Genomic DNA, 25,545 nt, shown 5'->3' on the forward strand with positions numbered 1-25,545 from the left:
TTCATCGCACCGTTCCTTCCGTTGCGGCACCGGTCGGCGGGCTCGCGAGCCGCCCAGGCCGGGGGGCAACCAGGCGGTCGGGTCGTTCCCGGTCCAGTCGCAGCAGCCAGCCGAGGAAGACCGCCAGCGCCGCCACCAGCACCGCCAGATCCATCGGCGCCCACATGAGCAGCCCGGCGAGCTGCTGGTCGGCGACCGGGTCGGGGCCGAGAACGCGGACGGGGTAGACCGGCTCGGGGGCGAAGGTGAGGGCCGCGCCGAGCGCGGACGCGGGCAGCATGGCGCCGACCAGCAGCAGCAGGGACACCGGCGCGGGCACCCGGTGGCGCGCCGGGCCGAGCACCGGCGCCCAGAGCAGCCAGGCCGCCGCCACCAGGCTCACGTGCTCGGCGGCGTGCAGGACCGGGGCGTCCACCGCGGCCACGTACGGGCCCGGCAGGTGCCACAGCCACAGGACGAAAGTCTGCGCCGCTCCGGCGAGCAGGGCGTACCCGATCGGCTGGCGCAGCCGGCGCACCGGGGCCGCGGCCCGCGCGCGGGCCAGCAGCCGGCGCAGTGGCCGGGGTGCGGTCAGGGTCAGCGGCAGTCCGGCCGCGCCGGCCGCGAGCAGCGGGCCGGCCACCAGCAGGAGCAGCATGTGCTGGGCCATGTGGCCGGCGAAGGACGATTCCGCGAGCCGGTGCAGCGGGCCCTGGTCGGCGGCCAGCACGACCAGCAGCCCGCCGCCGAACGCGGCCACCCGCCAGGCCGGCACCACCCGGCCGGGGCCGCGGCGCGTCCACAGCTCGTGCACGCCTCGGCCGTAGCCGGCGGCGAGCAGGCAGAGCGCGGCGACGACGAGCATGGTGAGTAGGCCCTCGGCCACCTCGCTCGCGCCGGGCCCGTGTGCCCGGGAGCCGCTCAGCGCTGACATGGCGGGAACACCAGCACGGCGACTCCGCCGAGCACGATGATGGCCAGGAACAGCAGGTTCGCCCAGATGCCCACCACGGCGAGCATCCGGGAGCGGCCGAGCGCCGGGTTGTCGGTGCCGGCCGATCGTGCTCGCGCGGTGCGCTGCCACACCAGGGCGGCGACCAGCAATGAACCAAGGGCGGCCAGAGCCGGGACCAGTACGGCGACGCCGAGTGCCTGCCAGAGCGGTATGCCGGAGACGTGGTCTGACCCGGCTGCGCAGGCCAGTTCGTCGAGGCTCCAGGCGGCGAGCACGTGCACCGCCCAGGCGACGGCACCGCCGAGCACGCCGTACCAGAGCAGCAGCCCGCCGGCCAGGCGGACCCGGGGACCGGGCTGGACGCTCATCACAGCCGCGGGGAGAGGTAGATGGTGAACAGGATGGCCACCCACACCGTGTCGACGAAGTGCCAGTAGATGGCGACGTTGCGGACCCGGTCGTGGCGGTGGGCTCCGAAGCTGCCCCCGCGCAGGGAGGCGACGAGCAGCCAGCCGATCATGCTCAGGCCGACCAGCACGTGCAGCCCGTGGAATCCGGTGATGACGAAGAACAAGGAGCCGTAGGCGTTCGAGGTCAGGGTGAACATGTGCAGCTTCTCGTCGTACTCGGTGCCCTGCAGCACCAGGAAGCTGGTCCCCATCACGAAGGTGGCCGCCATACCGAGGTTCAGCCGCCAGCGTTGGCCGTGGCGGATGCCGTGCTCGGCCCACATCACGGGCAGGCTGCTGGGCAGCAGGATCGCGGTCATCACCAGCGGTTTGAGCAGCTTGGGATCCTCGATCCCGGGCGGGGGCCACTGCGGGCCGTACTGGAAGCGCAGGTAGAAATAGCTGCCGAGCAGGCAGGCGAAGAGGGTGGCCTCGGTGGCCACGAACATCACCATGCCCCACCAACTGGTGGGCCGGCCAACCGGTAGTTCCGTGCTCAGCGCCTCGGCGCCGGTGGCCGCGGCCACGGCTCCGCCCCGGTCTGTCATGACGCGACTCCGAGTTCCTCGTCAGGGCGGCGCACCGGCCAGAGCCAGGCCGCGAGGGTCGCCGCCACCGTCACCACCGCGGCGATGGCGATCGGATACCAGGCCAGCAGCATGGAGATGAAGAAGACCAACAGCGCGCCGGCGAGCACGAGTGGCTTGAACGAGGGCTCCGGCATCTCCGCCGCCCGCTCGGAGCGCGCGTCCAGCTCGCTGGTGAACAGGGTGCGCCGGCCCTCGCTGAGGATGCGGTCCTCGGTCGCGCCCGTGGTGGTCGACTCGGCGGTGCGTTCGTCCCAGGTTGGGTGCAGGCTGTGCACCCGGGGGATCACCGGGAAGTTGTACGGCTCGGGCGGTGACGCGGCGGACCACTCGAGGGTGTCGCCCTCCCACGGGTCCGCCGGGGCCGGCCTGCCCCGGCGGACGGCGTGTACCACCCCGATGAGCGTCAGCAGCAGGCTGACCGCGAGCAGGTAGGCGCCGATGGTGCTGATCAGGTTGCCCACATCCCAGCCCAGGCCGCCGCGGTACGTGTAGACCCGCCGGGGCATGCCGAACAGGCCGATGAGGTGCATGGGGAAGAACGTGACGTGCATGCCGATGAAGAACAGCCAGAACGCCCACCGCGCGAGCCCCTCGTGGTACATCCGGCCGGTGATCTTCGGCAGCCAGTAGTAGATGCCGGCGAGTATCGGGAAGAGCGCCCCGCCGAGCAGCACGTAGTGGAAGTGCGCCACCACGAAGTACGAGTCGGTGACCTGCTGGTCGAAGGGGGTCAGCGCGAACATCGCGCCGGTGAAACCGCCGAGCACGAAGGTCACGATGAACCCGATGACGAACAGCAGCGGCGTCCGCAGCACCAGCCGGCCGAGCAGCATCGTGGCCAGCCAGGCGAAGATCTGGATCCCGGACGGGATGGTGATGATGGTGCTGGCCGCGCTGAAGAAGCTGTACGACAGCTGTGGCAGGCCGGTGGCGAACATGTGGTGCACCCAGACCCCGAACGAGACGATGGAGATCGCGACGATCGCCAACACGATCAGCGGGTAACCGACGACGCCGCGGCGGGTGAACGCGGGCAGCACGGCGGAGACGATGCCCAGCCCGGGCATCACGATGATGTAGACGTCGGGGTGCCCGAAGATCCAGAACAGGTGCTGCCAGAGCAGCACGTTCCCGCCGCCACCCGGGTCGAAGAAGTGGGTGCCGAAGCGGCGGTCCAGAAAGAGCATGGCGTTGTCCGCGTTCAGCGCGGGCAGGGCGAAGACCACCATGAACGCGGTGGCTACGATCGCCCAGACGAACAATGGCACCCGGTTGAGCGACATCCCCGGCGCGCGCAGCTTGAGCGCGGTGACGATGAAGTTGATCGCGCCCGAGGTGGTGGAGATGCCGAGGAAGAGCAGGCCCAGCGCGTAGACGTCCATGTGCAGGCCCGGGTTGTGCTGCTCCTGGTTGAGCGGCGCGTACGCGAACCAGCCGTTGTTCGGCGCCGCTCCGAACGGCAGGCTTGCCCACATGAACAGCCCGGCGAAGAGGAACACCCAGTAGCCGAAGGCGTTCAACCTCGGAAATGCCATGTCCCGGGAGCCGATCATCAACGGGACGAGGAAGTTGCCGAAGCCGAACAGCATCGGCGTGGCGAACAGGAAGATCATCGCTGTGCCGTGCATGGTGAACAGCTGGTTGTACTCGTCCGGCGACAGGACGCCCGCCTCGGGCCGGGCGAGCTGGGTACGCATCACCAGGGCGCTGAGTCCGGCGAGGGCGAAGAAGAACCCGGCGGTGACCAGGTAGCGCCGGCCGATCTTCTTGTGGTCCACGGTGGTGAACCAGGCGCGCAGCGAGCGGGGCTCGTCCCAGTGCTCGGCCAGCCGGGCCAGGTCGTCCCGGTCGATGCCACCGGCCGTGCTGGTGGTTGTCGACATTGATGTCACCTACTCCAGCGACCGAAGGTAGGCGATGAGGTCGGGCAGCCGGGCGGCGTCGACCGGTTGCGGGGGCATCGCGTTGCCAGGCTTGACGGACTGCGAGTTGGCGATCCACCCGCCCAGGTGCCCGGCGTCGTTGGGCACCGCGCCGGCCCCGATGCTCCACCGCGATCCCACGTTCGACAGGTCGGGCCCGACCCGCCCCTGAGCGCCGGTGCCGCGCACTGTATGGCAGGCGGCGCAGGTGCCCTGCACGAACGCCTGCTGACCGCGCCGTTCGGCGTCGGTCTGCGGCGCCCGGGCCGGAGCGTCGAGCCGGGTCAGGAAGGCGTCGAAGTCGGCGCGCGGCTGCGCCACCACCAGAAACGCCATGTGAGCGTGCTGCGTGCCGCAGTACTCGGCACACTGGCCCCGGTAGCTACCGGCCTGCCGCGCCTCCAACCAGGTCTCCCGGGTCTCGCCGGAGATCAGGTCGGTCTTCGGCATCAGCTGCGGCACCCAGAAGCTGTGCAGCACGTCGTCGGTACGCAGGCGCACCTTGACCCGCTCCCCCACCGGGATGTGGATCTCGTTGGCAGTGGCGCCGGATCGCCCCGCGTAGCGCACCTCCCACCACCACTGATGGCCGATGACCTCCACGGTCAGCGGGTCCCGCCCGGGGCCGGCGCCGAGCGCGGCGAGGTCCCGCAGGGCGACCCCGTACACGGCCACGAGGATGACGAACGGCAGCCCGGCCCCGAGGATGACCACGAAGCGCAGCGGCTGGCCGTGCCGCACCCGGGCGGCGCCCCGCCGGAACACCAGCGCCCACGCGAGCAGCGCCATGACCTCGGCGAACACCGCCACCGAGGTCCAGAACAGCAGCCACCAGAGGCCGTTGACACGCGCCGCCCCGGTCCCCGCGGGATTCAAGGCCGACGGACTGCCGCCGGAGCAGCTCGCGAGCAGCAGCAGACCGCACAGCAGCGGCAGCACCGGCCAAGGTCGGCGCTGTCGCCGGGCCGGACACGGACTCGCCCGCACTGTCGTTTCCACCGCGGAAGACACTAGCCAGGACTGAACTACTTGGTCCGCTTTTTAACTAGTTTGCCGGTGCCGGCACTCAGCGCCTTATCGTGGGCTGCAGTTCCCACCTTCGGTCAAGCGCCTGCGGGACGCGGACAGGCAGATCATGCAAGCCTCCACGGTGGACTTTCGTCACGGAAACGGCCAGAGCGGCCGCCGCACGCCGCACGATGGCCTGGACCGCGGCGGCCTCGCCGCGGCGGCCACCGTCGCCGGCGCCTGGCTCGCCCCCCCGACGAACTGCAGCGCGACGCGCAACGTCGCGGCCGGATACGCGGGGATGTACCGGTCCGGGATCGGCAGCCCGGCCCGCCGGTCGTCCTGCCAGGCGTGCAGCTCAGTCACCCCGGCAGGAAATCCGGCGGTATTCCAGGTGACCGTGCGAGCAGGCCGTGTCCTCCACAGCCCGGGCCGGCTCAGCCGCTGGGCCGTCGCCGTGAGGACCGTGCGGGCCGCCACCGCGATTACCATCGCTGGGCTGGGACCGCCGTTGTCGGGATCGGCCACCATGCGGCCGGGATCGAGCACCAACAGCGTGTGCGGCCGCCGGTGGTAGGACAGTCCCCACAACAGTCGGCCCAACAGCCGCGCGCCGGCCAGGTCCGACCGCACCAGCGTCCAGCGGTCTTGAGCGGTGACGGCGTACCGTGCCGGATTCGCCGGCCGCAGCGCGATCACCTGATAGCGACGGCCGCCGTGGTGCCACTCCCGCCGGTGCAGGCGCAGCCGGCGGGTCATGGCCGCCGCCGACGGAGGCTCGGCGTTCACCCGGCCCGCCGTGACGTGACGACCATGCCCAGCGGGAGGTCTGGCCACTTCCGCCAGGATGCGCGTCGCCGCCCGCGGATCCGTACCTCGACGGCTTCGTCGACGTCCGGGGCGGGAACGCCGATACACGCGGTGAGGGCCTGGCGGTGGTGGCGCCGGTTGGCCCGGTGTGGGAACCGTTTGTTGCGCCGGATGCTCGTGCGCGAGCTCTTGTCGTTCTCGCCGTAGACGTTGCGGCAGTCGCGGGCGTAGCTCAACGCCTTCTTCTCCTGCGGCGACCGACGTCTCACCGGTGACTCTCGCCTTTACTTGCTGCGAATGATCGTGCCGACGCTACCTATGGCGACTGCGGCGCGTCACGGGAATTTCGGCCGGTCACCAGGCCACGGCCAGGCGCTTCCCCACCCTCACGCCTCCACGGGGCGGCCGGCGGCGATAAACCACCGGCCCCGGCCGTCAGCGAGCCGGCGCCTTTTTCGAACGGCGTCGGCTGGCGCCGTACAGGTGGACCCGGTCGTCGATGTCGCGGTCGGGTCGGGCTCGTAGGAACAGGTCCGTGGTCGCCGGGGCGTTGGCCACGTGGATGGTCCACTGCTCGTAGTACCACTGCGGCGCGCAGTGGCAGCCGGTGGCACGCAGGTTGGCCCGGTACCGCCCGACCTGACCGGCAGCCAGCGTGAACAGCCGTCCCCGGCTCTGCCACCACCGCGGGTAGGCGGCCCATCCGGGCAGCCGGTCGACGGTGACCGTTTTGTCGCCGGCGGTCGTTAGCCACAATCCGGCCTCCCGGGCACGATCGTCACCGACGACCACGCGACTGGACGGCTGGTAGTCGGCGGTTTCGTCGAGGAGGACGTCGTGCACGACCGGCGACCCGTCGAGGGGGGACGGCAGCAGGTACACGTCGGCAAGCCCGCTGCGCGCGGTCGCGGCGGCGGCCCCACGACCGGCGGAACTCCATCGCACCCGCACCCGCTGGATCACGATCATGCTCGCATGATGCCCTGACAGGTTCGTGGCCGCGACGGCGTTTCAGCCGACAACCGTGGTACGCGCGCACCTCCACGTGGCAACAACCGGCGCTGGTCGCGACCGACGTCGAGACCTTCGGCCTGTCGAACCCGCTGGCCAACCGCATCGGCGCCTGGCCCTCCGTGCTAACCGTCTCAGCGCCCACCGCTGCGGTCTCAAACGTCGCAGTCGACCGCAGCGCCCACACGGAGCGCCACCTGGGGCCCCTCGCGATGGGCGTCACACCTCAGTGGCGGCCGACGACCGCGAACGTCCTGCTGATGGCCGGTGGCTACCTCGGGCTATGGTCCGGTGACCGTACGCCAGAGGGCGGGCAGCAGCGAGCAACAGTCCTGAGTCGACCCCGAACGTGAAACCCTGCTCTACGGAACCTGCGACCCCATCGACGTCCGAGTCTCACATGAAGTTGCGGGTGTGCAGCGCGGACAGTTCGGCGGCTTCGTCGTCGGGGAAGCCGAGCCGGGACAGATGTCGTCTGCGCCCGGCATCCATGTCCGCTTGCAACTGCTGCACCTCGCGGTGACCGCGGCTGAGTGCCTCGGGGGCCCAATCGCCGGCTGCGAGCAGCAGCAGGGCGTCGAACACGTCTTGATTGAGGCCGGCGGTGTCGACGAGCACGTCGTGGCGGCGTTCGATGGCTCTCCGCAGCCGGCCGAGCATCGTCGGGTCTGTTGCCGACTGGTGTTCGAGGTGCGCCACCCCGAACGCCACGTGCCGGGCCTCATCGGCGCGGGCGAGCCGGGTCACCGCCCGGGTGACGGGGTCTGGCGCGTGTCGGTCAAGGAAGGTGAGCAGGTACACGAACGTGCCTTCGCCGAGCACCGACAGCAGGAATGAAGCCAGGGTGAAGTCCGGTTCGGCCAGCAGCGACGCCAAGGACGCCCGGCCGCCGGCAGAGGAGCTGCCCATCCGGCCACCCGTGTGCAGCGCCCGGCGGGTGAAGACGTCGACATGCCGGGCCTCGTCGGCGGCCTGCACCGCGAGCAGCCCGACCACCTCCCGGAAGTGCGGGTGGATGCGGGTTAACAGCCGGGCGGGGATGACCAGGGCGGCCTGCTCGTTCTCGACCAGGTAGGTCATGATCTGCACGACCGCGGCTTCAATGTCAGTCGGCAGCGTGAACGGCGAGTCCCACGGGACGGCGGTCGCTGGGTCCCACTGCCCAGCTGCGGCGTGGGCGTACAGGCGGGGTGCCAGGTCGGCCCAGACGACGTCCCGATCGTCGAGGTCGTAAGCCGGTTCGGGCCCGCCTGCTTCGAGTAGCGCGCCGCGGGCGGCCAGCCCCCAGTGCCCGGGCGGCCAGCGGGCCACCGTGTCGGGTTCGCCGGCCCGTTCCGCACGCACCCAGCGGTCGGCGTCCTGACGGCCCTTGACGATCTGGACCCGTCCGTCGTCGCCGACAGTCGCGCAGTGGCCGGAAGCCCGGCACCAGGCCCGCAGGTGCAGGGTCAGGAAGGGATTGCGGCCCGTGACCGTGATCGTGCTCTCCGGCGGCAGGCCGGCCAGGGTCTTCTGTACCAGCAGGCGCCCGCCGGTGTCGAAGGCCAGACCGGCCAGGTCCAGGTTCACGGCCGGTACTCGGCAGCGGTTACCGTGCCCGTCCCGTCGTAGAAGCCGGAGGCGGTGACAGCCGACTCCAGAAGGTCGTATCCGTCGGTACGGCCGTCCTCCCAGGAGGTCAGCCCCTCCAGGTCAAGCAGCGGGCGCACGGCCGGGTCGGCGTACGACATCGACCGCAGCAGCTCCTCGAAGCCCGCCACCAGGGAGGCGTCGGCTGCGCCGGTGACCGTCATGTTGCAGTGGTCGTAGAGGTCAGTGGTGGTGAGCAGCCGGGTGCTCCCGGAGGGCAGCACGCCCTCCTTGGTAAAGAGCAGGTGGTTGCCGTCGAGCACGCAGGCGGCGTCGACCTCGCCGGCGATCAGGGCCCGGGCGGCGTCGCGTTCCCCGCCCAGGTGGTCGCCGTGCAGGCCGACCCCGACGTCGAAGCGGCGGACCGTGAAGTCGGTGCCGGGCTGCAGGCGGTGGCGGCGCAGGTGCTCCAGCGGCAGCAGCGTCGCCTGCGGCGAGTCGACTGCTCCGGTCGCGACCGTTCGTCCCCGCAGGTCGTCGACCGAGGCGATGTCGCTGTCGGCGCGAACCACGACTGCGCTGGCCAGGTCGCGGTCCGTGTCCCGCATGACCAGCGCCCGGATCGGCAGGCCCCGGGCCTCGGCGAGCCGGCGGGCCCGGATCCAGGCGAGTGGGGAGTTCCAGGCCGCGTCGATGCGCCCGGCGATCAGGTCCTCGACCTGTCGCTCGTAGTGGGAGTAGAGGACGTAGTCGAACGGCAGCCCGGCGGCGGTGAGCCAGACTCGGAAGCCGTCCCAGATGGTCACGACCTTCGGGTCGTAGGTGACCGCGCCCATCGTGAAGGCGGTCATGCCGGCACCGCCGGAGCGTCGAACAGCGGCAGACCGAGGACCGCCCGGCCGGTGAAGTCGTGTAGCGCCTCGGTGGTCGGCGCCATCACCCGAGCGGCGAGCGCGTCCCGGAAGTGCCGTTCAATGCCCAGTTCCTTGCGGAACGCCGAACCGCCGGCCAGGCGCATCACCTCGTCGGCGACCGACACGGCCGTCTCCCCGGCGACCGCCTTGACCTGCAGCACCCGCAGTTGCGCTGCGGGCTCCCCGGCGGCCAGCGTGGCCAGCGTGGCGGACAGGAATGCCCGGGTGGTGTCCACGCTCGTCCTGACTCTGGCGAATGCCGCCCGGGGGATCGGCTGCTCGGCCAGGGACTGTCCCAGGTGGTCGAGGCGGGCGCGGGTGAGGTGCTCGGCTGCCAGAGTGGCCAGACGTTCCGACACACCCAGCGAGAACGCGGCGCTGAGCACGGTGAACACCGGCAGCACCACTCCCAGGGCGACGTCGAGGCCCGCGCCGTCCGTGCCGAGCAGCGCGTCGACGGGCACCACCGCATCGGTCGCGGTGATCGGGCGGGAAGCATTGCCTCGCAGGCCGACACCATCGAACGGCCCGGCTACCTCCAGCCCCGCCGTCGCCGACGGGACCAGCCACAGGCTCATCCCGTCCCCGGCCAGTGGCAGGCTCGACCAGACGTAGCTGTCGGCTTCGCCGGCGGACGTCACCCAGCTTTTGCGGGCGTTGAGGAGCACCTTGTCGCCGCTGCTGGTTGCGGAGGACTGCGGCGCCCAGAAGTGGCTGCGTGAGCCCTGTTCCGAGAACGCGAGCGTGGTCACGTGCCGGCCGGCGGCGATCGCGCGGCGGACATCCTCCGGCCCGCTCTGCTCGATGGCGGCAGTCGCCGCATAGTGCATCAATGTCACCATCGCCGTCGATCCGCACACCCCGGCTAGCGCCTCAACCACCTCAGCGGCCGCATCCAGCCCCAGACCTGCGCCGCCCACCTCGCGAGCACTCGTCAGCCCCAGCAAACCGGCGTCGCCGAGAGCGGCAATCGCGGAGCGAGGGTACTGCCCCGATCGATCGATGTCCGCCGCGTGCGGGCGGACCTCTCCGTCCAACACCGCCTGCAACGCGGCCCGATGCTCCAGCATGCTTCCCCCGTGCGGTCCCGATACCGATTGATTGCGATGGACGATGACGCGGCCGGACCGAACGAGTCCACACCGGGAAATGAGGGCTCGCGTCGTATGTCCCCTGAGGACTGACGGCTTGGTCCTAGCGTGTGGTGGCGTCGGAAGTTGATGGTTTTCATGCAGACATCGCAGGCAAAGCCGAGGCTTCTTCACTGCTGTCGCTGGGCCATGCCCGGCGCCCCGCGGTGAGCGTACCGGACGTAACACAGCCGCATCAGCTTGATCGCACACTAGGATCGCCAGCCCAACGATGCTCGGGCTATGATCTATCGACGCATGGAAGCGTTAGAGTTCCTGGTGCTCTCCCCCGCCTTCAAAGCGCGTGGGCCTGGCCCAGCCTGAACGTCTGAAATGGCTCGTCCTCGGAGGCGAGGCCGTATGACCGGCGGACCTCCAGCTTAAAGGCAGCGTGTTGAAAGTCTTCGAAGAGACGCTGAAAGGCGTCCGGGTCAGTGATGATTGCCCCCATCTCAGCTCTTCTTCTCGAACCAGGACATCAGCTCACGCGGTACCACAACGAACGTCTCGTTCGGCAGCACGTCGCGCAACTGCGCGAGCACCTCGGGGCCGGTCAGCTGGTACCCCTGCACCACGATGTCACCCCCGTCGGTCTCGTAGAGAGTGGGGCAGGACCCGGAGTTGCTCGACGTCGTCAAAAAACGAAGCTTTATCGTTCCCCCTCCAGAGGCCGGCAACTACGCATAGTAGTTGGACACATATGCGGAATAAATAGACTTCCGTCTCTGGACGTCCCGTCGTCGAGCGGCTCCCCGCGTTCAGGCAAGCTCGGGTACGCCGCGCAGTAGCGCCAGCGCCGACCGGTCGGAGCTGAGCTGGGACAGCTCGGCGTTGATGAAGTCGGTGAAGAACTCAGCCGGCAGCCCGGGGAACCCCCGGGCTCCTCGCCCGAGTGCCACTGGTGAAGCCACGGCTCGATCTCGATCAGCCCGGCCAGCAGCGGCAGCAGCCGGTGCGCCGGCCACGACTCCTGGGTCTTCCGGTCGAGATAGACGGTGGCGAGCGCCTGCGCCTGCTTCAGATGGTCCCACCCGGCCCAGCCGATCAGTTCACTGCCGTCGCAGTCCCGACCAACCTGCGGGTAGGAGATGAACCGCTCCTTCGGCACATCAAGCTTCCCGCGCGCCCGCCAGTACGACGGTCGGACGAAGTCCGCCGAGGCGTACTTCGACGGCACCTCGATCTAGACAGCCGGCAGGGCCGGCTGTCGTACTCCGCTTGATGCGTTACAGGTTGGCTCCACTTGATGGGGGACACTCCGCCGAGTAGTCCCCGGACCCAGACCTGGCGTTCGCGTCACCGACCTGGCCTTCGCGTCACCGGCGCGTCACCCGAGCCGGGACGGATCGGTCGGGGTACGCAGCCACGCGTCGAAGTCGCGGGCCACGATGCGCTCGTCGGTGACACCGTCGGCGGCCGGGGAGCACAGCCAGCGGATCGGCGCGGCCATGACAGCGGGATCGAGCATCTGCTCGCGAACCGCTTGGGGCATCCCGTCAGGGATCATGCCGGTACGGGTGGCCCCGCCGGGCAGGAGCACGTTGACCCATACCGAGTGCTCGCGCAGATCGGCGGCCATGATGCGGGACAGCGCCTCGGACCCCGCTCGTGACGGGCCGTAGGGCACGAAACCTCTACGGATCATGGTCTCCTCGTTGAGCGAGATGTTCACGATGCGTCCGCCGCCGGCGTCGAAGAAGGTCGGTACGACCGCGCGGGCGACCAGGAAGTAGCCGGTGAGGTTCGTGTCGATCACGTCCCGGAAACCGTCGGGTGTGACCTCCCAGAAGCCCCGAGGTTCGGTTAAGAACTCCGGGTTCACGGTCCGCATGCCGATCCCCGCGTTGTTGACCAGCACATCGAGTCCGCCCAGGCGGTCGACCGTCCGGCGGACACCGTCGGCCACCGAGCGCTCATCCCGGACGTCCATGGCGACGCCACCGACCCGCCCGCGATCGGCGTCGATCTGCTCGGCGACCTGGGCCGTGCGGCCCTCATCGCGGCCGGTGATGACCACCCGCGCGCCGCTGTCGGCCAGCGCCTCGGCCATCGAGCGGCCAAGGCCGCTGGTCGCCCCCGTGACCAGGACCCGTACGCCGGAAAGGGACTCGTCGGTTCTCACGTCACGTACGGTCATTAATCAATCATCCCTAATTCGTCTGGACAGAAACGGTGGCGACGGCCGTCACCACACCTACCCGGACTACCCCGCGACCGGCTCTTTCATCAACTCCCGCCAAATGTGTGAGAAAATGCTGCCATGGTGTCCGGATCAATCGGCGAACGTATTGCGGCCTATCGGCGTCGACGAGGACTGAGCCAAGCGGCGCTCGCTGGTTTGATCGGACGGTCGGAGTCCCTACGTGTTGCACCACATCGGCGCGCTTTTTTATCGGGAACAGCGCGTTCGTCGCCCGCAGCACGGCGGGCCGCACCGCCGGCGCAGCCGCGCGAACCTCTTCGAGCAGTCAGCGGCCACCGATCCCTGGCACCCTTCCACGGCCGGCGTCCTGCCCGGCGCGCCGCGCGCTAATCCGCCGCCGGGCGGGTTCGCGAGGCGTACTCGTACCTGCCGGGGTGTACCGTCACGCCGTGCAGGCAGCTACCGATCCTGACCTCCGATCGATGAGCATCCGGCAACTGCTCGGGCTCTACTCTCGGATCCTCACTGAGCTGATCCAGCGTGGCGTTGTCAGGTCGCGCAACGCCCCTGCTGGTGACCTGGCCGAGTCCGTCGTTGCACAGGCCTATCGAGGCCAACTCGCGCCGCAGTCGGAGAAGAGCTGGGACGTTCGTGCGGCAGACGGTACCTTGCTGCAGGTCAAGTGCCGCGTCATCGAGCCCGGCAGCCGACGTACCCACGTCTACTCGCCGTTTCGGAGTTGGAGCTTCGATGTCTGCGTGTTTGTCATCCTGAACAGTGTCACCTACAACATTGAGCAAGCCGTTGAGGTTCCAGCCGATCAGGTCAAGACAGCCGCCCGAGCAAGCTCGTGGGTCGCCGGTCACCGAATCACCGTGGGTCAGATCCGTGCAGGCCTCGAAGGCGCAGTCGACCTAACTGACCGGCTTCGAGAGGCCTATGTGGCACTGGACCGACTGGAGCAGACGCAGGTTGTTGACCTCTCCCAGCGCGCGTACTGATCTGCCGCTGTCGCGTCCCGGCGGAGGCCCGACGGCCTCTGTGGTTGGAATATGCCGGTCCCGCGGGCCGGCGACTCCGCTTTGCTACTGATTGCTGCGTTTGGTTGGCGGCCAGCTTGTGAGTAGTGGGACTAAAGAGGACACCAGCGGCTCACCGAACACGCAGAGCGTCTTCTCCCATGGATGGCCGAACGTACCCGTGCTCATGTCCTCGGTGAGAAAGATGTAGTAGTCGCCGGTCGGGAAGACCTCCGTCTGCCACTGCGGATCCGGTAGACAGGCGAACCGATGCGGCCAAAACCGGTACATCTGGTGCTGCCAGTCGAGCACGACGAGGCTGGTGTCTGGTTCGAGCGTACGGACCAGCGACAGCAGGGTGAGGCTGTTGACGGCGTTGGCCCCGGCGGCGAACCCCAGATGGCTGCGCGCAGCGAAGATCGGGCGCAGATCGACCGTGACCGACGGCACGGGCTCGGTGATGGCGGGTCGCCCGGAATACTTCTATTTGACTTCTCTATGGATGGCGAGCAACCCTGATCGGAAGTAGCTCGAACGTCAGGGGGATCACTGATGGGGCGTAGCGATCGGCACAGCGACGATGGAAGCATGTCAATCGAAAGCGTGTCGACCTGTCGACCTCGCGAGCTGGGGTCATAGTGACGAGTCCGCAGGCACCGACTCGGCGGTGGCCCGCGCTGGCCGCCGCCGCCTATATCGGCCTGTTCTGTCTGATCGCTGGAACGACGGTGTTGTGGAACGTGGCCCACGGCACCTCGTGGAACGACAACGGGGTGGTCATCCTGGCGGTCTGCTTGCGGATGCTCACCGTCGCGCTGGCGTTGGCGTCGGTGCAAGCATGGGGTAAGCGGATCCCGTCGTGGATAGTTCTTGCTGGACTATGGGGCGCCGCAGCCGTTCAGTTGGTGTACCCGGTCGCCGAGACCGTGGTGAAGGGCCTGATCCTGACCGGCGCGATGCACCCCCTTGACAAGGGCATCAGCAATATGAGCCCCGAAGGCTGGTTCAACTTCGGCGCCATGTGGGCCATCTGGGGAGTTCCCGGGGTACTGTTCCTGCTCGCCGCGCTGTCTTATCGCGCTCGGACCCCGGTACGAGCGTGGTGGATCCTGCTGGGAGTGATAGGCGGAACCGCGCTACTGGGCGGCCTGGGCATACTTATCGGGTGACCCGCTGGGTCGGCCGCATGTCCGAATCCTCGCTGCGACCCGCGGTCCGGTCTGCAAAACGAACGGTGCGTCGCCGGGCTCACCGCCCATCACGAGCGACACGGCCGCCCGGCCAGCGACCAGCTCGTGTTCACCAGCTCCGCCGGCACCGCCGCAATCCGCTCGGCCAAGAACCTGACACCCGCAGGGCGATCGTTGTAGATCCATCTCGTCACGGCGACGATCTTTACACGAGCCTGTGACAGCCTGAGCCGGATCATGACGGCGTGCGGCAACACCACCAGCCGCACCGTTGCCTGAGTCCGGTAGCCCGACAGCACGGTCTGAGCGCTCCGGTTACCCAGTCTCTACCAGCCCTGGGGTCGTTCGCCCAGCGAGGCTCAGCGGCCTGCGCCGGAAGGTCGGGGCGCTGGCCAGACCGGCGGCAGGTCGGGCAATGACAGTTCGGCAGCTCTGCGCTGACCGAGCCAGGGCTCGGTCACCACCGGAATTACTTTCGGCCCGCAACGCCCTCATTCGTCCGACAATGCCTCCCCGACCAGCAGGGACGCGGCCTTCCATGCGGCGTCGAAGCTGTCCCGGTCGTCGGCTGGGGCGAGGAACCACCCGAGTAGAAGACACCGTTGCGCCATGGCACCTCCCGGCCGTACGCGGCGACTTCCGCCAGCCGAACGGGCAACATCGGCGCCGCAGCACCCGACAGGCGGCGGGAGACGTAGGCGTCGGCTGCGAGGCTGGCGCCACCGGTCAGGGCCGCCGGTATAGGTGTCAGATGCTCAACCCCGAGCACCGCGTACGCCGGGTCGAGCATGTCGCACAGCGTCTTCAGGCATTGCATGACCCGTTGCTGCCGCTGCTCCGCCCTCATATGGTCGTCGGCGGACCACACCTCGCGTGGCATGCCGAATTCGTCGGCCTCCAGCACGAGCAGGACCGGATGAGCGGCGGCCGGTAACTCGGCGCGGGGTGTCCCGTCGTACGTCACGGCGACGGGACCCAGCCCCGGCATGTGCATGCCTACCCGGTACAGAGCACCGTCGTGCAGCTGGTTCCGGACCAGTGACGGCGGCAGTCCTTCGGTGAACCCGAAGTTGTGCACCTCGAACACCCAGGAAAAGCGGGCTTCCCGCGGGCCGGACGCGACGGCCCCGTTGAAACCGGCGCCCTGGGACTCGAGGACGTCGCAAACTTGGGCCAGCGCGCAGGGGGCCGACGGACGGTCGAACCAGAGGCCGACCGTGAGGTGGGCCCCCTCCGGCCACACGTTCATTTCATGCCTGCCAGCCGTTTCATCGCCTTCAATTGCCCATCGTTCGGTACGAACGCGGTCCGCCAGATAGCCCTTCATGTCTCATGGAGCTCACCCGGCTGCTGATCTAGCCGGCGAGGATCCGGGCGACGGCGGTGCTCAGCACGCGTACGCCGCGGGTCGAGCCCGGCTCCAGCCCGGTCAGGTCGCGCACCCGGGTCAGCCGGTAGTCGAGCGTGCGCGGGTGGATGCACAGCGCGGCCGCGGTGTCGAGCCGGTTCATGTCGTGCTGGTAGTAGGCGTCCAGCGTGGCGACCAGGTCAGGGCCGGCGTCGAGTTGCGCCGCCACCACCTGGAGCCACTGCCCGACCTCCGCCAGCCGGGCGGCGCCCAGCTCGGCGAAGACGTCGGTGACCGTGTACGCGTGGCGCGGCACGGCCCGCACCGGTGCGACCTCGCTGACCTGCCGGGCCAGCGCCACGGCGTCGCCGAACGCGCGCACCCGCCCAGGCGCGGTGCCGGCCGCGCACGGCCGGCCGGTCATCGAGGCCACGTCGCGGGCCAGCGCGAGCCCGCGCTCGACCGCCGGCTGCCGGCCGCCCGGCGAGCTGGGGATCATCGCGACCACCTCGTGCGGCTCCGGCCAGCTCAGCGGCATCCAGTGCGTCTTCAGCAGCGCGCCGGCGAACTCGTCCCGCGCCGCCTGGTCCGGCCCAGGCGACCCGCCGGCCACCCGGACCACCGTCGCGACGACGTGGTCGGGGACCGGCATGTGCAGGCCGCGCGCCAGATCGGTCGCGCTGTCGTCGCCGGCCAGCAGCATCACCGTCAGCAGCCGCACCTGGGCGACGGTCGCCAGCGTGCGCCGCTGCCCCTCGATCCAGCCCCGGGTGTACGCGCCCTGGGCGGCCAGTCCCGCGGGAGCCAGCCAGGCGAGCGTGTGCATCGTCGCGGCGATGTCGTTCGGGCCGGCCGCCTCGTACACCTCGCGCAGCGTCAGCCGGGTGTGCACGAGCAGCACCTGCCGCTGCGCGGTCAGGGTGAGTCCCTTCTCGCCGCGCTGGCGGCCCATCGCGGCCATCAGGTCCAGATCCTGCACGTGGAACGGCGCGCTGTCCGCCGCGAGGTCGACCGTGCGCTGACGGAGGAAGACCGCGAAATCGAGCATCTCCGACCGCACCCGCGGCATGGCCGCGAGGTTGCGGTATTCCAGCAGCTCCTCCTGGTAGGCGTCCACCGCCCGGCGGGCGTTGTCGGCCACTCGCTGCCGCCAGAGGCTGAACAGACCGCCCATGCCGTTCGACGGTAATCGATGCGTTCCGGCCGCGCCGCCCGGTTGACGCGGACCGGACAGCCTTGCGGACATTCGCAAGAACCGGGGTACGCCGGCGACCCGGTTCTCGCCCTGTCACGAAGACCCGGCCACCGGCACCCTGAAACGCTTCGCCATGGACGTCGGACGACGGCCCGGCCGGATCGGGCGCGACCAGGTACGCGCCCCGGCATCCGCAGATCGCACAGCACTCGAGAGGTGGTTCTGGTTATGACATGGCGTAGTCGACCCTCCGCCGGAGCACGATCCGGCATTCTCCGCGCATCCAGTCTGCTGTTGGCCGCGACGGCGATGCTCGCCGCGTTCATGGCCGCACCGTCCGCGGCGGTCGCGGCACCCGCGCCGAGCGGAGACCCGGCTGTCGCCGCCATCGGAGCCGAGCGGGCATCGGCGAGCTCCGCCGGCACGTTGAGCGTCAAGAAGTCGACGGCGGCCGCCGCCTCACCGGCGAAGGGCGGCGGTTTCTCGGTGATGTCGGGCTCCTGCCCGTACGCCGGGCAGTACATCGACCCGTGGCTGATCGTGTTCCAGGGCTGCACCCTCACCGGCCAGCCGACGACCGCGGTCAGCGCCCGGTGCTCCAACGGGGCCACCCTGGGCCCCGTGCACGTGCCGCCCGGCGTCTACGACATCTATGTCGACTGCTACCCGGCGTTCTTCAGCTCGCTCTCGTTCATCTGATCGGCCCACCCGGCACGGATCCCGTTGCGGGATCCGTGCCGGCCGGTCGGTCTGCTCTCTGTGGACGGCGTCGCCAAGCTGCTGGCCCGACAGACGGACGGCCTGATCGACGCCGCCCTGGCCAGCGAGCACCACCGGCTCAGCGGGGGTAATCCGCTGCTGGTCAAGGCGCTCATCGAGGACGGCCCAACGCGGGCGGCGGCCGGTCCGGCGCGACGGTGGTCGGGGACGCCTTCACCGAGGCGCTGCTGGACTGCCTCTACCGGGGCACGCCCACCACGCTGCGGGTCGCCCGGGCGCTCGCCGTGCTCGGCGACGCCGGCCGGCCCACCACGCTGGGCCGGCTCGCCGACGTCGACACCGCGGCGGTGCGCTCCGCGCTCGACCTGCTCACCGCGTCCGGTCTGCTGCACCAGGACCGGTTCCGCCACCCGGCCGCCCCGGCGGCGATGCTGCGCCACCTCATCGCCGAGGAGGGACCCGAGCAGCACCGCCGGGCGGCCGAACTGCTGCACCGGCACGGCGCCGCCCCGACCGAGGTGGCCCGGCAGCTGATCGCCGCCGGGACACCCCCGGAGAGCTGGGCGGTACCGGTGCTGCGGCAGGCCGCGCGGCGGACGGTCGCGGCCGGCGACCTGCCGTACGCGATCGAACTGCTGAAGCTGGCCCACTCGGCGGCGACCGAGGCGCCCGGACCGGACCGGCCTCAAGGTCATGCTGGCCAGCGTCGAGTGGCAGCTCGACCCGTCGCTCGGCCGGCCGGCACCTCGCCGCGTTGACCGCGGTGGCCCGCGACGGCGGCCTCGGGCCGCGCGCCGGGGTGGTCACGGCGCAGCAACTGCTCTGGCACGGCCGGGTGGATGAGGCCATGGAGGTGCTGCGGCACGCCCGCTTCACCGCCGACGACGCGCAGAGCGCCCGCCTGCTCGCTGCGGGAGGCTCAGGACGAAGTCCGAACTCCACGCCCGGCTCGACCGGGTCGCGGCGCAGCCGCCGTCGGAGGACCCGGCGCGGGAGAGGTCGACCTGCTCGGGGCGGTCGAGCGCGGTGCCGATCCGCCGCTACGCCGTGGCCGAGCCGGCGCGGCGCGTGTACCCGTTGAGCAGGGCGAAGTCCCGGCACTGACCGCCCCCGCCGCCAGCGCCGTCCAGGGTGGTGCCGGCCCGCCGGCAGGTGGCCCGCAGGCTGATCACCCGGCCGGCGGGGACCTCGATCGGGGTGACCATGTGGTAGTCCAGGTCGCGGAAGTTGTTCAGCGCCACGGTGAGCACCGTCGTGCCGTCGACCACCAGGTCGAGCCGCCCCTCGTCGCCCTGCGGGTTCTGCAGGAAGATGTCGGTCAGCACGAGGATCCGCCGGGACGCCACCGCGTACTGGTCGGTGCGGGTGCTGCCGGTGCCCGCGGAGACGGAGAGCCGCCGGTTGAAGGACTGGGCGCCCGGCGGGACGGCCGGTACGCCTCTGCTCGGGGTGGGCGAGGGGTTGCCCGCTGTCGGGGGCCGGCCTCCCCCGACCGCGTCGACCGCCTGCTGGGCCTTGTCGTCCGCCTGTTGGGCGCGGTCGCCGGCGGCACTGGCCTGCTGGGCCACCGGGGCGACCTGCTCCTGGGCGGCCTCCTCGGCCAGCGACTTCACGGTCGGGCGCAGCAGCGCGTACCAGAGGCCCGCGCCGACCAGGGCGAGCACCAGCAACGCGGCCACCACCCGGGCCAGACCGCGCGGGAGCACCGGCTCCTGCACGGTGGCGGCGTCGAGGGCCGTCGGGGGCGTCTCGTCGGAGGCGACGCCGACCTGGAAGGGCAACGTGACCGGGTGGCCGCGCCAGAGCAGACGACGGGGGCGCACGCGGACCTGGACGAAGGCGGCCTCGCCGGGCGCCACCACGACCTGCGGCGGGCGGATCGCGACGGCGAGCCGGTTGTCCGGGTCGCTGCCGGTCAACGCCAGGCCGAGCGGGACGTTGCCCAGGTTGGCCACGGACACCTCGTGCCGGCCGCCCCGCCGGCCCCGGGAGGTGCGGGGCAGGATCTCCGGCGCCAGCTCCACGAAGGGCAGCACCCGCACCGTCGCCTCCGGAACGACCTGGGTGTCCGGGGTCTCGGCCGGGGTGACCCGCACGGCGAACGGCCGTTCACCGGCGACCACCTGCGCCGAGCGGGGCGGGTGGAACCGGACGGCGACGGACTCGGCGGAGCCGGGATAGACCGACACGGTGGGCGGATCCACGCTGGCCCAGCCGGCCGGTTCACCGAGCACCTCGATCACGTACGACTCGACGATCGGCCCGGCGTTGCGGATCTCGAGCCGGCAGCTCGACTCGCTGCCCGGGCTGACCTCGACGAGATCGGTGTCCAGGTTGGCGTCCGTGGTCATGGTCGCGACTCTAGGAACGTCCGGGCCGGTTCAATCAGGCGGAGAGGAAGACCTTCGGGCAACGCGGGAGGGTCGTTGAGCCCACGTTGACTGCACGATTGGTGCCCACGGTGATACTCGGCGCGACGTGTCGTACCGACCGCGCACTGCTGGGGGAGCCAATGCGACGTCTGCCCGTCCACCTCTGTTCCACCGACGTCATCTCGCGCGCTGGCGTGGTCAGCCAGCTCCGGCCGCGGCCGGAGGTGCTGCTGCTCGACGAGTCCGAGGCGGACCAGGCCGTCGTCTCGGTGGTCGTCAGCGACGGCATCGACGAGCCCACCCTGCGTACGCTGCGCGCGCTGCGCAGCCGGAACCGCTCCGCGCTGGTCCTGGTGGTCACTCAGGCCGACGACGCCGGTCTGGTTGCCGCCGTGGAGCAGGGGGTGGCGGGGATCGTGCGCCGCTCGGAGGCGAGCGCCGACCGGCTGGTCGCGGTGATCCGAACCGCGGCTGCCGGCGAGGGCGCGGTGCCGCCGGACCTGCTCGGTCGACTGTTGCAGCAGGTCGGGGCGCTGCAACGAGAGGTGCTCGGGCCGCGCGGGCTGACCTTCTCCGGCCTGGCCGAGCGGGAGGTGGAGGTGCTGCGCCTGGTGGCGGAGGGCTTCGACACCGCCGAGATCGCGGCCAAGCTCTCCTACTCGCAGCGGACCATCAAGAACATCCTGCACGACGTGACGAACCGGCTGCACCTGCGCAACCGCTGCCACGCGGTGGCTTACGCGCTGCGCAACGGTCTGATCTGAGCGGGGCTGCCCCTTCGGGCAGCCCGCCCTGCCCGCAGGCCGGCACAGACTGTCACGACCTTCCCGCGTCCCACCGGCCACGGTGGTGGCGACACGCGTGACCACGGGAGGTGTCGTGCGCTGGGGCAGCCGCCGCTGGGGAGTCGTGGTGCTCGGGTTGCTGGCCGGGCCGGCGCTGGCCGCGCCCGAACCGCCCGGCCCGCCGCCGGCCCCGCCCACGCCACCGGCCGCGGCGGCCGACTACCGGCTGGGCTACACCAGCCCCGAACGGCCGACCCTGATGGTGGCCCGGGGCGGCACCGGCACCCCGCAGCCGCTGCTCTCCGAGGCCGAGCGCGGCGCCGCCGAGCAGGACGCCGACGGGCGCGCCGGCCAGCTGGTCTGGGTCGGCCGGCGGGCGGCCGGCGGGGGCGCGGACCTGACCGGCGGGCTCTACCTGCGCCAGCCCGGGGCCGCGCCGCGGCGGCTGGTCGGCGCCCCCGGCACGGTCACCCACCCCGCCCTCTCCCCCGACGGCCGGCGGGTCGCCTTCACCAGCGACCGGGCCGGCAACGCCGACGTCTGGGTGGTGGGCACCGACGGCACCGGGCTGCGCCGGCTCACCGACCATCCGGCCGAGGACACCTGGCCCACCTGGTCGCCCGACGGCGCCCGGATCGCGTACGCCAGCACCCGCGACGACCTCGCCGGTGACCTCTGGATCGTGCCGTCGGCGGGCGGCGCCCCGGTACGGCTGACCGACGGCCCGGCCGCCGACGGGCAGCCCGCGTGGTCGCCGGACGGCCGGCGGATCGCCTTCACCACCGATCGGTTCGCGCCGGGCAGCGCCCCGGGCCTGCGTACCGTGGCGACCGTGGCCCCGACCGGCGGCCCGGTGACCCGGGCGGTGCCCGGCCCCGGGGACGCCACCGAGCCGGCCTGGTCGGCCGACGGCGCTCGGCTCGCGTTCACCACCACCCGCGACGATCCCGCCGGCGACGTCCAGCTGCTCCGGGACGGCCGGACGGTCCCGGTCGCCACCGGCCCGCTGCCGCAGCACGAGCCCGCCTGGCGGGGCGCCGACCTGCTGTGGACGGACACCGACGAGGACGCCAGCACCGACGTGTGGAGCGCGGACGCCACCGGCGCCGACCGGCGGGACCACACCGCCCGGCCGGAGCTGTCCGAGCACGGGCCGGCGTTCAGCCCCGACGGCACCCGGCTGGCCTACAGCGCCGAGCAGCCGGACGGCGGCGCCCGGATCGTGGTCGCCGACGCAACCGGCGCGAACCCGCAGGTCCTGGCCCCGCCGGGCACCGCCGGCGGGGACCGCGACACCGACCCGACGTGGTCGCCGGCCGGCGACGCGATCGCGTTCAGCCGGCAACCGGCGGACGGCGACGAGCCGTCCCGGATCGTGGCCGCCTCGGTCGCCGACGCCCGGCTGCTCGCCGAGGTGCCGATGCCCGCGTACCTGACCGGTCGGGACAGCGAGCCGTCCTGGTCGCCGGACGGCCGGCAGCTGGCCTTCGCCCGGGACGCCCGGCCGCGGGACAGCGACCTGGAGACCCCCGTGGTGGACCGGCCGGCGCGGCCCGGCAGCACGTTCACGGTGACCCAGTCAGTGCGTACGCCGGAGATCCCGCCCCGCCCGGACATCGTCTTCCTGGTCGACGACACCGCCTCGATGTCCCAGCCGGGCGAGGGCGGTGCGAGCGTGATCGGGCAGCTCAAGGCCCGGCTGCCCGAGGTGATCAGGAACGTCCGGAGCAGCCGGCCGGACGCCCGCTTCGGCCTCGCCACGTTCAGCGGGGTCGACGGCGAGGGGGGCTACGACGAGCACATGTACTTCCCCCGGCAGGCGGTCACCGACGACGAGGCGGCCGTGTACCGCGCGGTCGACGCGCTGACCGCGCAGAACCCGTACGGCGTGGAGAACTGGTTCTACGCGCTGCGGCAGCTGGCCCGCAACGACCGGATCGGTTTCCGGCCGGACGGCAGCCGGGTGGTGGTGTTGATCAGCGACACCGACAGTGTGGATAAGAGCGTCCCGCCGCCGGAGGAGGGCGTGATCGCCGAGGCCGACCTGACCCGGGAGCTGCAGGCGGCCGGGATCGCGCTGATCGGCGTGCCCATCGTCGGGGCCGACTTCGAGCGCGGGCTCAACTACGACGGGGCGGCCGGGCGGATGACCGCGGCCACCGGCGGCCGGCTCACCGGCGACAGCGACCCCGGGCAGATGATCGACGCGGTGCAGCAGGCGATCCGCGACCTCACCGTCACGGTGCGCCCCGCCGCGACCTGCGACGACGGGCTCTCCGTCGGGTTCGACCCCGATCCGGCCCGGGTGCCCGCCGGCGACCCGGCGGTCTTCCGGGAGAACGTCACGGTCGCCCCGGGCGCCAGCCCCGGCACGGTGCTGCACTGCACGGTCCGCTTCGACCTCGACCCGCCGGAGGCGGGCGCCGACGCCGTGCAGGACCTCACCGTCCGGATCGCCCGGCCGGACGTCCCCCTGGTCCGCGTTGACGACGTGCGCGCCACGGCCACCGGCGTCGACGGCGCTCGGGTGAACTACACGGCGTCGGCGGTGGACAGCGCCGACCGGCCGCTGCCGGTACGCTGCCAGCCGCCCTCCGGTTCCCTCTTCCCGATCGGGCAGACCGTGGTGACCTGTACGGCCACCGACGGCGGCGGCCGCACCGGCTCCGACACGGCGCTGATCGTGGTGGCGGACCCGACGGCCCGGGGCAGCCGGATCTGGCTCGCCCGGCTCGACGGCAGCGTCACCGGCACGCTGACCGTCACCGACCAGCGCGACCTGAGCGCGCGGGTGGGCCCGGCCTGCCCGAGCCGGTCCGTGGACCGCGCGCCGGCCTGGTCGCCGAACGGTGCCGCGATCGCGTTCGCCGACAGCGGCGGCGATGTGTGCGTCGTCGCCCCGGACGGCGCCGCCGCCCGGCATCCGCTGTCGACGGCCGACCGGGCGGGCCGTAGGGCCGACGACCCGGCCTGGTCCCCCGACGGACGCCGGCTGGCGGTGGCGCTGAGCCGTACCGAGGATCCCGAACTGCGCTCGGCCGGCGCTGCGGACATCGTAGTGCTGCCGAGCGCCGGCGGGCCGGCCACCACGGTGATCCGGGAGGTGGGCTACCAGCCGGCGTTCCAGCGGCTGCCGGTGCCGGACATCAGCCTCACCGTCTCGGTGGCCGGCCAGCCCGGCTACGTCGGCGGTGACCCGGTCACGGTCACCTTCACCGTCCGTAACGCCACCCGGCTGCCGGCCGACAACGTTTGGCTGGACGTCGCCCCGCCGACCCCGCTGCTGCCGCTGACCAGCCCCGACAGCCGGTGCGACGCCGGCCTGCGGCGCTGCCTGTTCGGCACCCTCGGCCCCGGCGGGCAGCAGGTGGTGACCGTGGTGCTGCCCGCGCGGGCGGCGGTCGCCGCCCCGGTCACCGGCCGGCTCAGCGCGACCGTACGGCAGGTGGCGGCGACGCGTACCGCGCAGGCGTCGGTCCGGGTGCTGGCCCCCCGGGTACGCCTCGACCCGGCGATCGGCCCGCCCGGTTTCGTCACGGCCGCGGTGGGCGCCGACTTCCCGCCGGGAGCGCGGGTACGGCTGCGCTGGTCGCCGGGGATCACCACCGTCCCGGACACCGCCGTCGTGGGCCCGGACGGCAGCTTCCGCGCCCAGGTCCTGGTGCTGCGCAAGGACACGCTGGGCCCACGCGACCTGACCGCCGGCCCGGTCACCGGGCCCGCCTTCGGGCCGGTCCGCGCGCCCGTTCCGTTCCTGGTGGTGCCGCGGGAGCTGGGTCCGCCCGTCTTCAGCGGCCGGGGGTGAGCCGGTGATCCACGAGATCGACGACGCGCTGCGCCGGCTGGTACGCGAGCAGGCGCTGCCCAGTTCCAGCGTGGACATCGTGCTGGAGGCGCCGACGAAGGAGTGGGCGGCCCGCCGCAACGCCCCCACCGTCAACCTCTACCTCTACGACATCCGCGAGGACCTGCGCCGCCGCTCCCGGGGCCTGGTCAACGAGTACGACGAGCGCGGGCAGGTCGCCCGCCGGGTCGCCCCACCGCGCTACGTGAAGCTGTCCTACCTGGTCACGGCGTGGACGCAACGCCCGGAGGACGAGCACCGGCTGCTCTCCTCGCTGCTGCTGTGCTTCCTGCGCCTCGACGCCGTACCGCCGGCGGTGCTGACCGGCGCGGTGGCCACGATCGGCATGCCGGTGCCGATGACGGTCGCGCTGCCGCCCCCGGAGGACCGGGCGTTCGCCGACGTCTGGACCGCGCTCGGCGGGGAGCTGAAGCCGTCGCTGGACCTGGTGGTCAGTGTCCCGGTCGACAGCGGCCGCGAGGTGCCCGTCGGGCCGCCGGCCCGCGAGGGCATGGTCGCCGAGGTCGCCGACCGGAGCGCCGACGGCGACGGCGACCGGGTCGGGCACCGCCGGGCCCGGGCCGGAGGCTGA

27 protein-coding genes and 1 pseudogene are annotated in these 25,545 nt (G+C 71.6%); 7 read left to right on the top strand and 21 right to left on the bottom strand.

What is annotated here, in order from left to right; all coding sequences use genetic code 11:
* Position 1: 1 nt before the first annotated feature.
* The 16 genes and pseudogenes from BLW47_RS18295 to BLW47_RS18365 all read right to left on the bottom strand — a co-directional run bounded on the left by BLW47_RS18295 (position 2) and on the right by BLW47_RS18365 (position 12,459).
* Positions 2–913, bottom strand: a complete 912-nt coding sequence (locus BLW47_RS18295; RefSeq protein ID WP_091559054.1) for a cytochrome c oxidase assembly protein — start codon at positions 911–913, stop codon at positions 2–4.
* Positions 901–1,302, bottom strand: a complete 402-nt coding sequence (locus BLW47_RS18300; protein ID WP_091559058.1) for a hypothetical protein — start codon at positions 1,300–1,302, stop codon at positions 901–903. Before BLW47_RS18300 ends, BLW47_RS18295 begins: the two co-directional genes overlap by 13 nt.
* Positions 1,302–1,931: a cytochrome c oxidase subunit 3 gene (locus tag BLW47_RS18305; protein WP_091559061.1), complete on the bottom strand. Its 630-nt coding sequence runs from the start codon at positions 1,929–1,931 to the stop codon at positions 1,302–1,304. The genes BLW47_RS18300 and BLW47_RS18305 overlap by 1 nt, the downstream gene beginning before the upstream one ends.
* Positions 1,928–3,856, bottom strand: coding sequence for a cytochrome c oxidase subunit I (gene ctaD / locus BLW47_RS18310; protein WP_091559064.1), 1,929 nt, complete (start codon positions 3,854–3,856; stop codon positions 1,928–1,930). Before ctaD ends, BLW47_RS18305 begins: the two co-directional genes overlap by 4 nt.
* A gap of 9 nt (positions 3,857–3,865) precedes the next feature.
* Entirely contained in the window at positions 3,866–4,834 is a 969-nt protein-coding gene (gene coxB, locus BLW47_RS18315; RefSeq protein WP_175543699.1) for a cytochrome c oxidase subunit II, read from the bottom strand.
* Between the two features lie 222 nt (positions 4,835–5,056).
* Entirely contained in the window at positions 5,057–5,692 is a 636-nt protein-coding gene (locus tag BLW47_RS18320) for a hypothetical protein (RefSeq protein ID WP_091559072.1), read from the bottom strand.
* The gene (locus BLW47_RS18325; protein WP_091559077.1) at positions 5,689–5,982 is read right to left on the bottom strand and encodes a hypothetical protein; all 294 of its coding nucleotides are present in this window, start codon (positions 5,980–5,982) and stop codon (positions 5,689–5,691) included. Before BLW47_RS18325 ends, BLW47_RS18320 begins: the two co-directional genes overlap by 4 nt.
* 166 nt (positions 5,983–6,148) lie before the next feature.
* Positions 6,149–6,682 (bottom strand): hypothetical protein, encoded by a 534-nt coding sequence (locus BLW47_RS18330; protein ID WP_245736739.1) that lies wholly within the window; start codon positions 6,680–6,682, stop codon positions 6,149–6,151.
* 438 nt (positions 6,683–7,120) lie between these two features.
* Positions 7,121–8,293: a ferritin-like domain-containing protein gene (locus tag BLW47_RS18340; protein ID WP_091559085.1), complete on the bottom strand. Its 1,173-nt coding sequence runs from the start codon at positions 8,291–8,293 to the stop codon at positions 7,121–7,123.
* Entirely contained in the window at positions 8,290–9,144 is an 855-nt protein-coding gene (locus BLW47_RS18345) for a phosphate/phosphite/phosphonate ABC transporter substrate-binding protein (RefSeq protein ID WP_217634892.1), read from the bottom strand. The genes BLW47_RS18340 and BLW47_RS18345 overlap by 4 nt, the downstream gene beginning before the upstream one ends.
* Positions 9,141–10,277, bottom strand: a complete 1,137-nt coding sequence (locus BLW47_RS18350; RefSeq protein WP_091559088.1) for an acyl-CoA dehydrogenase family protein — start codon at positions 10,275–10,277, stop codon at positions 9,141–9,143. Before BLW47_RS18350 ends, BLW47_RS18345 begins: the two co-directional genes overlap by 4 nt.
* A gap of 355 nt (positions 10,278–10,632) precedes the next feature.
* Complete coding sequence (locus tag BLW47_RS26080; protein WP_425435414.1) at positions 10,633–10,788, bottom strand: DUF6879 family protein; 156 nt, start codon at positions 10,786–10,788, stop codon at positions 10,633–10,635.
* A gap of 1 nt (position 10,789) precedes the next feature.
* Positions 10,790–10,975: a hypothetical protein gene (locus BLW47_RS18355; protein WP_217634893.1), complete on the bottom strand. Its 186-nt coding sequence runs from the start codon at positions 10,973–10,975 to the stop codon at positions 10,790–10,792.
* A gap of 120 nt (positions 10,976–11,095) precedes the next feature.
* Entirely contained in the window at positions 11,096–11,248 is a 153-nt protein-coding gene (locus tag BLW47_RS25210) for a hypothetical protein (RefSeq protein ID WP_175543690.1), read from the bottom strand.
* A gap of 26 nt (positions 11,249–11,274) precedes the next feature.
* A pseudogene (locus tag BLW47_RS26085) lies at positions 11,275–11,514 on the bottom strand (DUF7008 domain-containing protein); the annotation flags it as partial.
* Positions 11,515–11,664: 150 nt separating this feature from the next.
* Entirely contained in the window at positions 11,665–12,459 is a 795-nt protein-coding gene (locus BLW47_RS18365) for an SDR family NAD(P)-dependent oxidoreductase (protein WP_245736740.1), read from the bottom strand.
* Positions 12,460–12,929: 470 nt separating this feature from the next.
* On the opposite strand from BLW47_RS18365, the gene BLW47_RS18370 reads away from it, so the two are divergent.
* The gene (locus BLW47_RS18370) at positions 12,930–13,481 is read left to right on the top strand and encodes a hypothetical protein (protein WP_245736741.1); all 552 of its coding nucleotides are present in this window, start codon (positions 12,930–12,932) and stop codon (positions 13,479–13,481) included.
* Positions 13,482–13,565: 84 nt separating this feature from the next.
* Here the strand turns inward: BLW47_RS18370 and BLW47_RS18375 are convergent, their stop codons facing one another.
* Entirely contained in the window at positions 13,566–13,961 is a 396-nt protein-coding gene (locus tag BLW47_RS18375; RefSeq protein ID WP_091559098.1) for a DUF2716 domain-containing protein, read from the bottom strand.
* Positions 13,962–14,137: 176 nt separating this feature from the next.
* Here BLW47_RS18375 and BLW47_RS18380 point away from each other — a divergent pair, with 176 nt between their 5' ends.
* A complete protein-coding gene (locus tag BLW47_RS18380) occupies positions 14,138–14,668 on the top strand; it encodes a hypothetical protein (protein WP_091559102.1) in 531 nt (176 codons plus the stop codon).
* 89 nt (positions 14,669–14,757) lie between these two features.
* Here BLW47_RS18380 and BLW47_RS18385 read toward each other — a convergent pair whose 3' ends face one another.
* From BLW47_RS18385 to BLW47_RS18395, 3 genes are all read right to left on the bottom strand, one after another.
* Complete coding sequence (locus tag BLW47_RS18385) at positions 14,758–14,988, bottom strand: hypothetical protein (protein ID WP_091559106.1); 231 nt, start codon at positions 14,986–14,988, stop codon at positions 14,758–14,760.
* A 170-nt stretch (positions 14,989–15,158) separates the two neighbouring features.
* A complete protein-coding gene (locus BLW47_RS18390; protein ID WP_139307354.1) occupies positions 15,159–16,016 on the bottom strand; it encodes a hypothetical protein in 858 nt (285 codons plus the stop codon).
* A gap of 28 nt (positions 16,017–16,044) precedes the next feature.
* Positions 16,045–17,211 (bottom strand): PucR family transcriptional regulator, encoded by a 1,167-nt coding sequence (locus tag BLW47_RS18395; protein WP_091559111.1) that lies wholly within the window; start codon positions 17,209–17,211, stop codon positions 16,045–16,047.
* Between the two features lie 315 nt (positions 17,212–17,526).
* On the opposite strand from BLW47_RS18395, the gene BLW47_RS18400 reads away from it, so the two are divergent.
* Together BLW47_RS18400 and BLW47_RS18405 are read left to right on the top strand one after the other, a co-directional pair.
* Positions 17,527–17,931 (top strand): hypothetical protein, encoded by a 405-nt coding sequence (locus tag BLW47_RS18400; RefSeq protein ID WP_091559115.1) that lies wholly within the window; start codon positions 17,527–17,529, stop codon positions 17,929–17,931.
* A 218-nt stretch (positions 17,932–18,149) separates the two neighbouring features.
* Complete coding sequence (locus BLW47_RS18405) at positions 18,150–18,710, top strand: hypothetical protein (protein WP_091559119.1); 561 nt, start codon at positions 18,150–18,152, stop codon at positions 18,708–18,710.
* A gap of 282 nt (positions 18,711–18,992) precedes the next feature.
* Here BLW47_RS18405 and BLW47_RS18410 read toward each other — a convergent pair whose 3' ends face one another.
* Entirely contained in the window at positions 18,993–20,303 is a 1,311-nt protein-coding gene (locus BLW47_RS18410; protein WP_091559121.1) for a COG1470 family protein, read from the bottom strand.
* 161 nt (positions 20,304–20,464) lie between these two features.
* Here BLW47_RS18410 and BLW47_RS18415 point away from each other — a divergent pair, with 161 nt between their 5' ends.
* The 3 genes from BLW47_RS18415 to BLW47_RS18425 all read left to right on the top strand — a co-directional run bounded on the left by BLW47_RS18415 (position 20,465) and on the right by BLW47_RS18425 (position 25,545).
* A complete protein-coding gene (locus tag BLW47_RS18415; protein ID WP_091559124.1) occupies positions 20,465–21,088 on the top strand; it encodes a response regulator transcription factor in 624 nt (207 codons plus the stop codon).
* Positions 21,089–21,185: 97 nt separating this feature from the next.
* Positions 21,186–24,914 carry a VWA domain-containing protein gene (locus tag BLW47_RS18420; protein WP_139307355.1) on the top strand — a complete coding sequence of 1,243 codons (3,729 nt, stop codon included), beginning with the start codon at positions 21,186–21,188 and terminating at the stop codon, positions 24,912–24,914.
* Positions 24,915–24,918: 4 nt separating this feature from the next.
* Positions 24,919–25,545, top strand: coding sequence for a Pvc16 family protein (locus BLW47_RS18425; RefSeq protein ID WP_091559131.1), 627 nt, complete (start codon positions 24,919–24,921; stop codon positions 25,543–25,545).

The sequence above is a fragment of the Micromonospora pattaloongensis genome, assembly GCF_900107255.1.
In the GTDB taxonomy this organism is placed as follows: domain Bacteria; phylum Actinomycetota; class Actinomycetes; order Mycobacteriales; family Micromonosporaceae; genus Micromonospora_I; species Micromonospora_I pattaloongensis.

What these genes read in the sequence shown, in the direction of transcription:
- BLW47_RS18295 (WP_091559054.1), bottom strand. Translation starts at nt 913, where the DNA reads ATGTCAGCGCTGAGCGGCTCCCGGGCACACGGGCCCGGCGCGAGCGAG.
- BLW47_RS18300 (WP_091559058.1), bottom strand. Translation starts at nt 1,302, where the DNA reads ATGAGCGTCCAGCCCGGTCCCCGGGTCCGCCTGGCCGGCGGGCTGCTG.
- BLW47_RS18305 (WP_091559061.1), bottom strand. Translation starts at nt 1,931, where the DNA reads ATGACAGACCGGGGCGGAGCCGTGGCCGCGGCCACCGGCGCCGAGGCG.
- ctaD (WP_091559064.1), bottom strand. Translation starts at nt 3,856, where the DNA reads ATGTCGACAACCACCAGCACGGCCGGTGGCATCGACCGGGACGACCTG.
- BLW47_RS18330 (WP_245736739.1), bottom strand. Translation starts at nt 6,682, where the DNA reads ATGATCGTGATCCAGCGGGTGCGGGTGCGATGGAGTTCCGCCGGTCGT.
- BLW47_RS18345 (WP_217634892.1), bottom strand. Translation starts at nt 9,144, where the DNA reads ATGACCGCCTTCACGATGGGCGCGGTCACCTACGACCCGAAGGTCGTG.
- BLW47_RS18350 (WP_091559088.1), bottom strand. Translation starts at nt 10,277, where the DNA reads ATGCTGGAGCATCGGGCCGCGTTGCAGGCGGTGTTGGACGGAGAGGTC.
- BLW47_RS26080 (WP_425435414.1), bottom strand. Translation starts at nt 10,788, where the DNA reads ATGGGGGCAATCATCACTGACCCGGACGCCTTTCAGCGTCTCTTCGAA.
- BLW47_RS18390 (WP_139307354.1), bottom strand. Translation starts at nt 16,016, where the DNA reads ATGAAGGGCTATCTGGCGGACCGCGTTCGTACCGAACGATGGGCAATT.
- BLW47_RS18395 (WP_091559111.1), bottom strand. Translation starts at nt 17,211, where the DNA reads ATGGGCGGTCTGTTCAGCCTCTGGCGGCAGCGAGTGGCCGACAACGCC.
- BLW47_RS18410 (WP_091559121.1), bottom strand. Translation starts at nt 20,303, where the DNA reads ATGACCACGGACGCCAACCTGGACACCGATCTCGTCGAGGTCAGCCCG.
- BLW47_RS18415 (WP_091559124.1), top strand. Translation starts at nt 20,465, where the DNA reads ATGCGACGTCTGCCCGTCCACCTCTGTTCCACCGACGTCATCTCGCGC.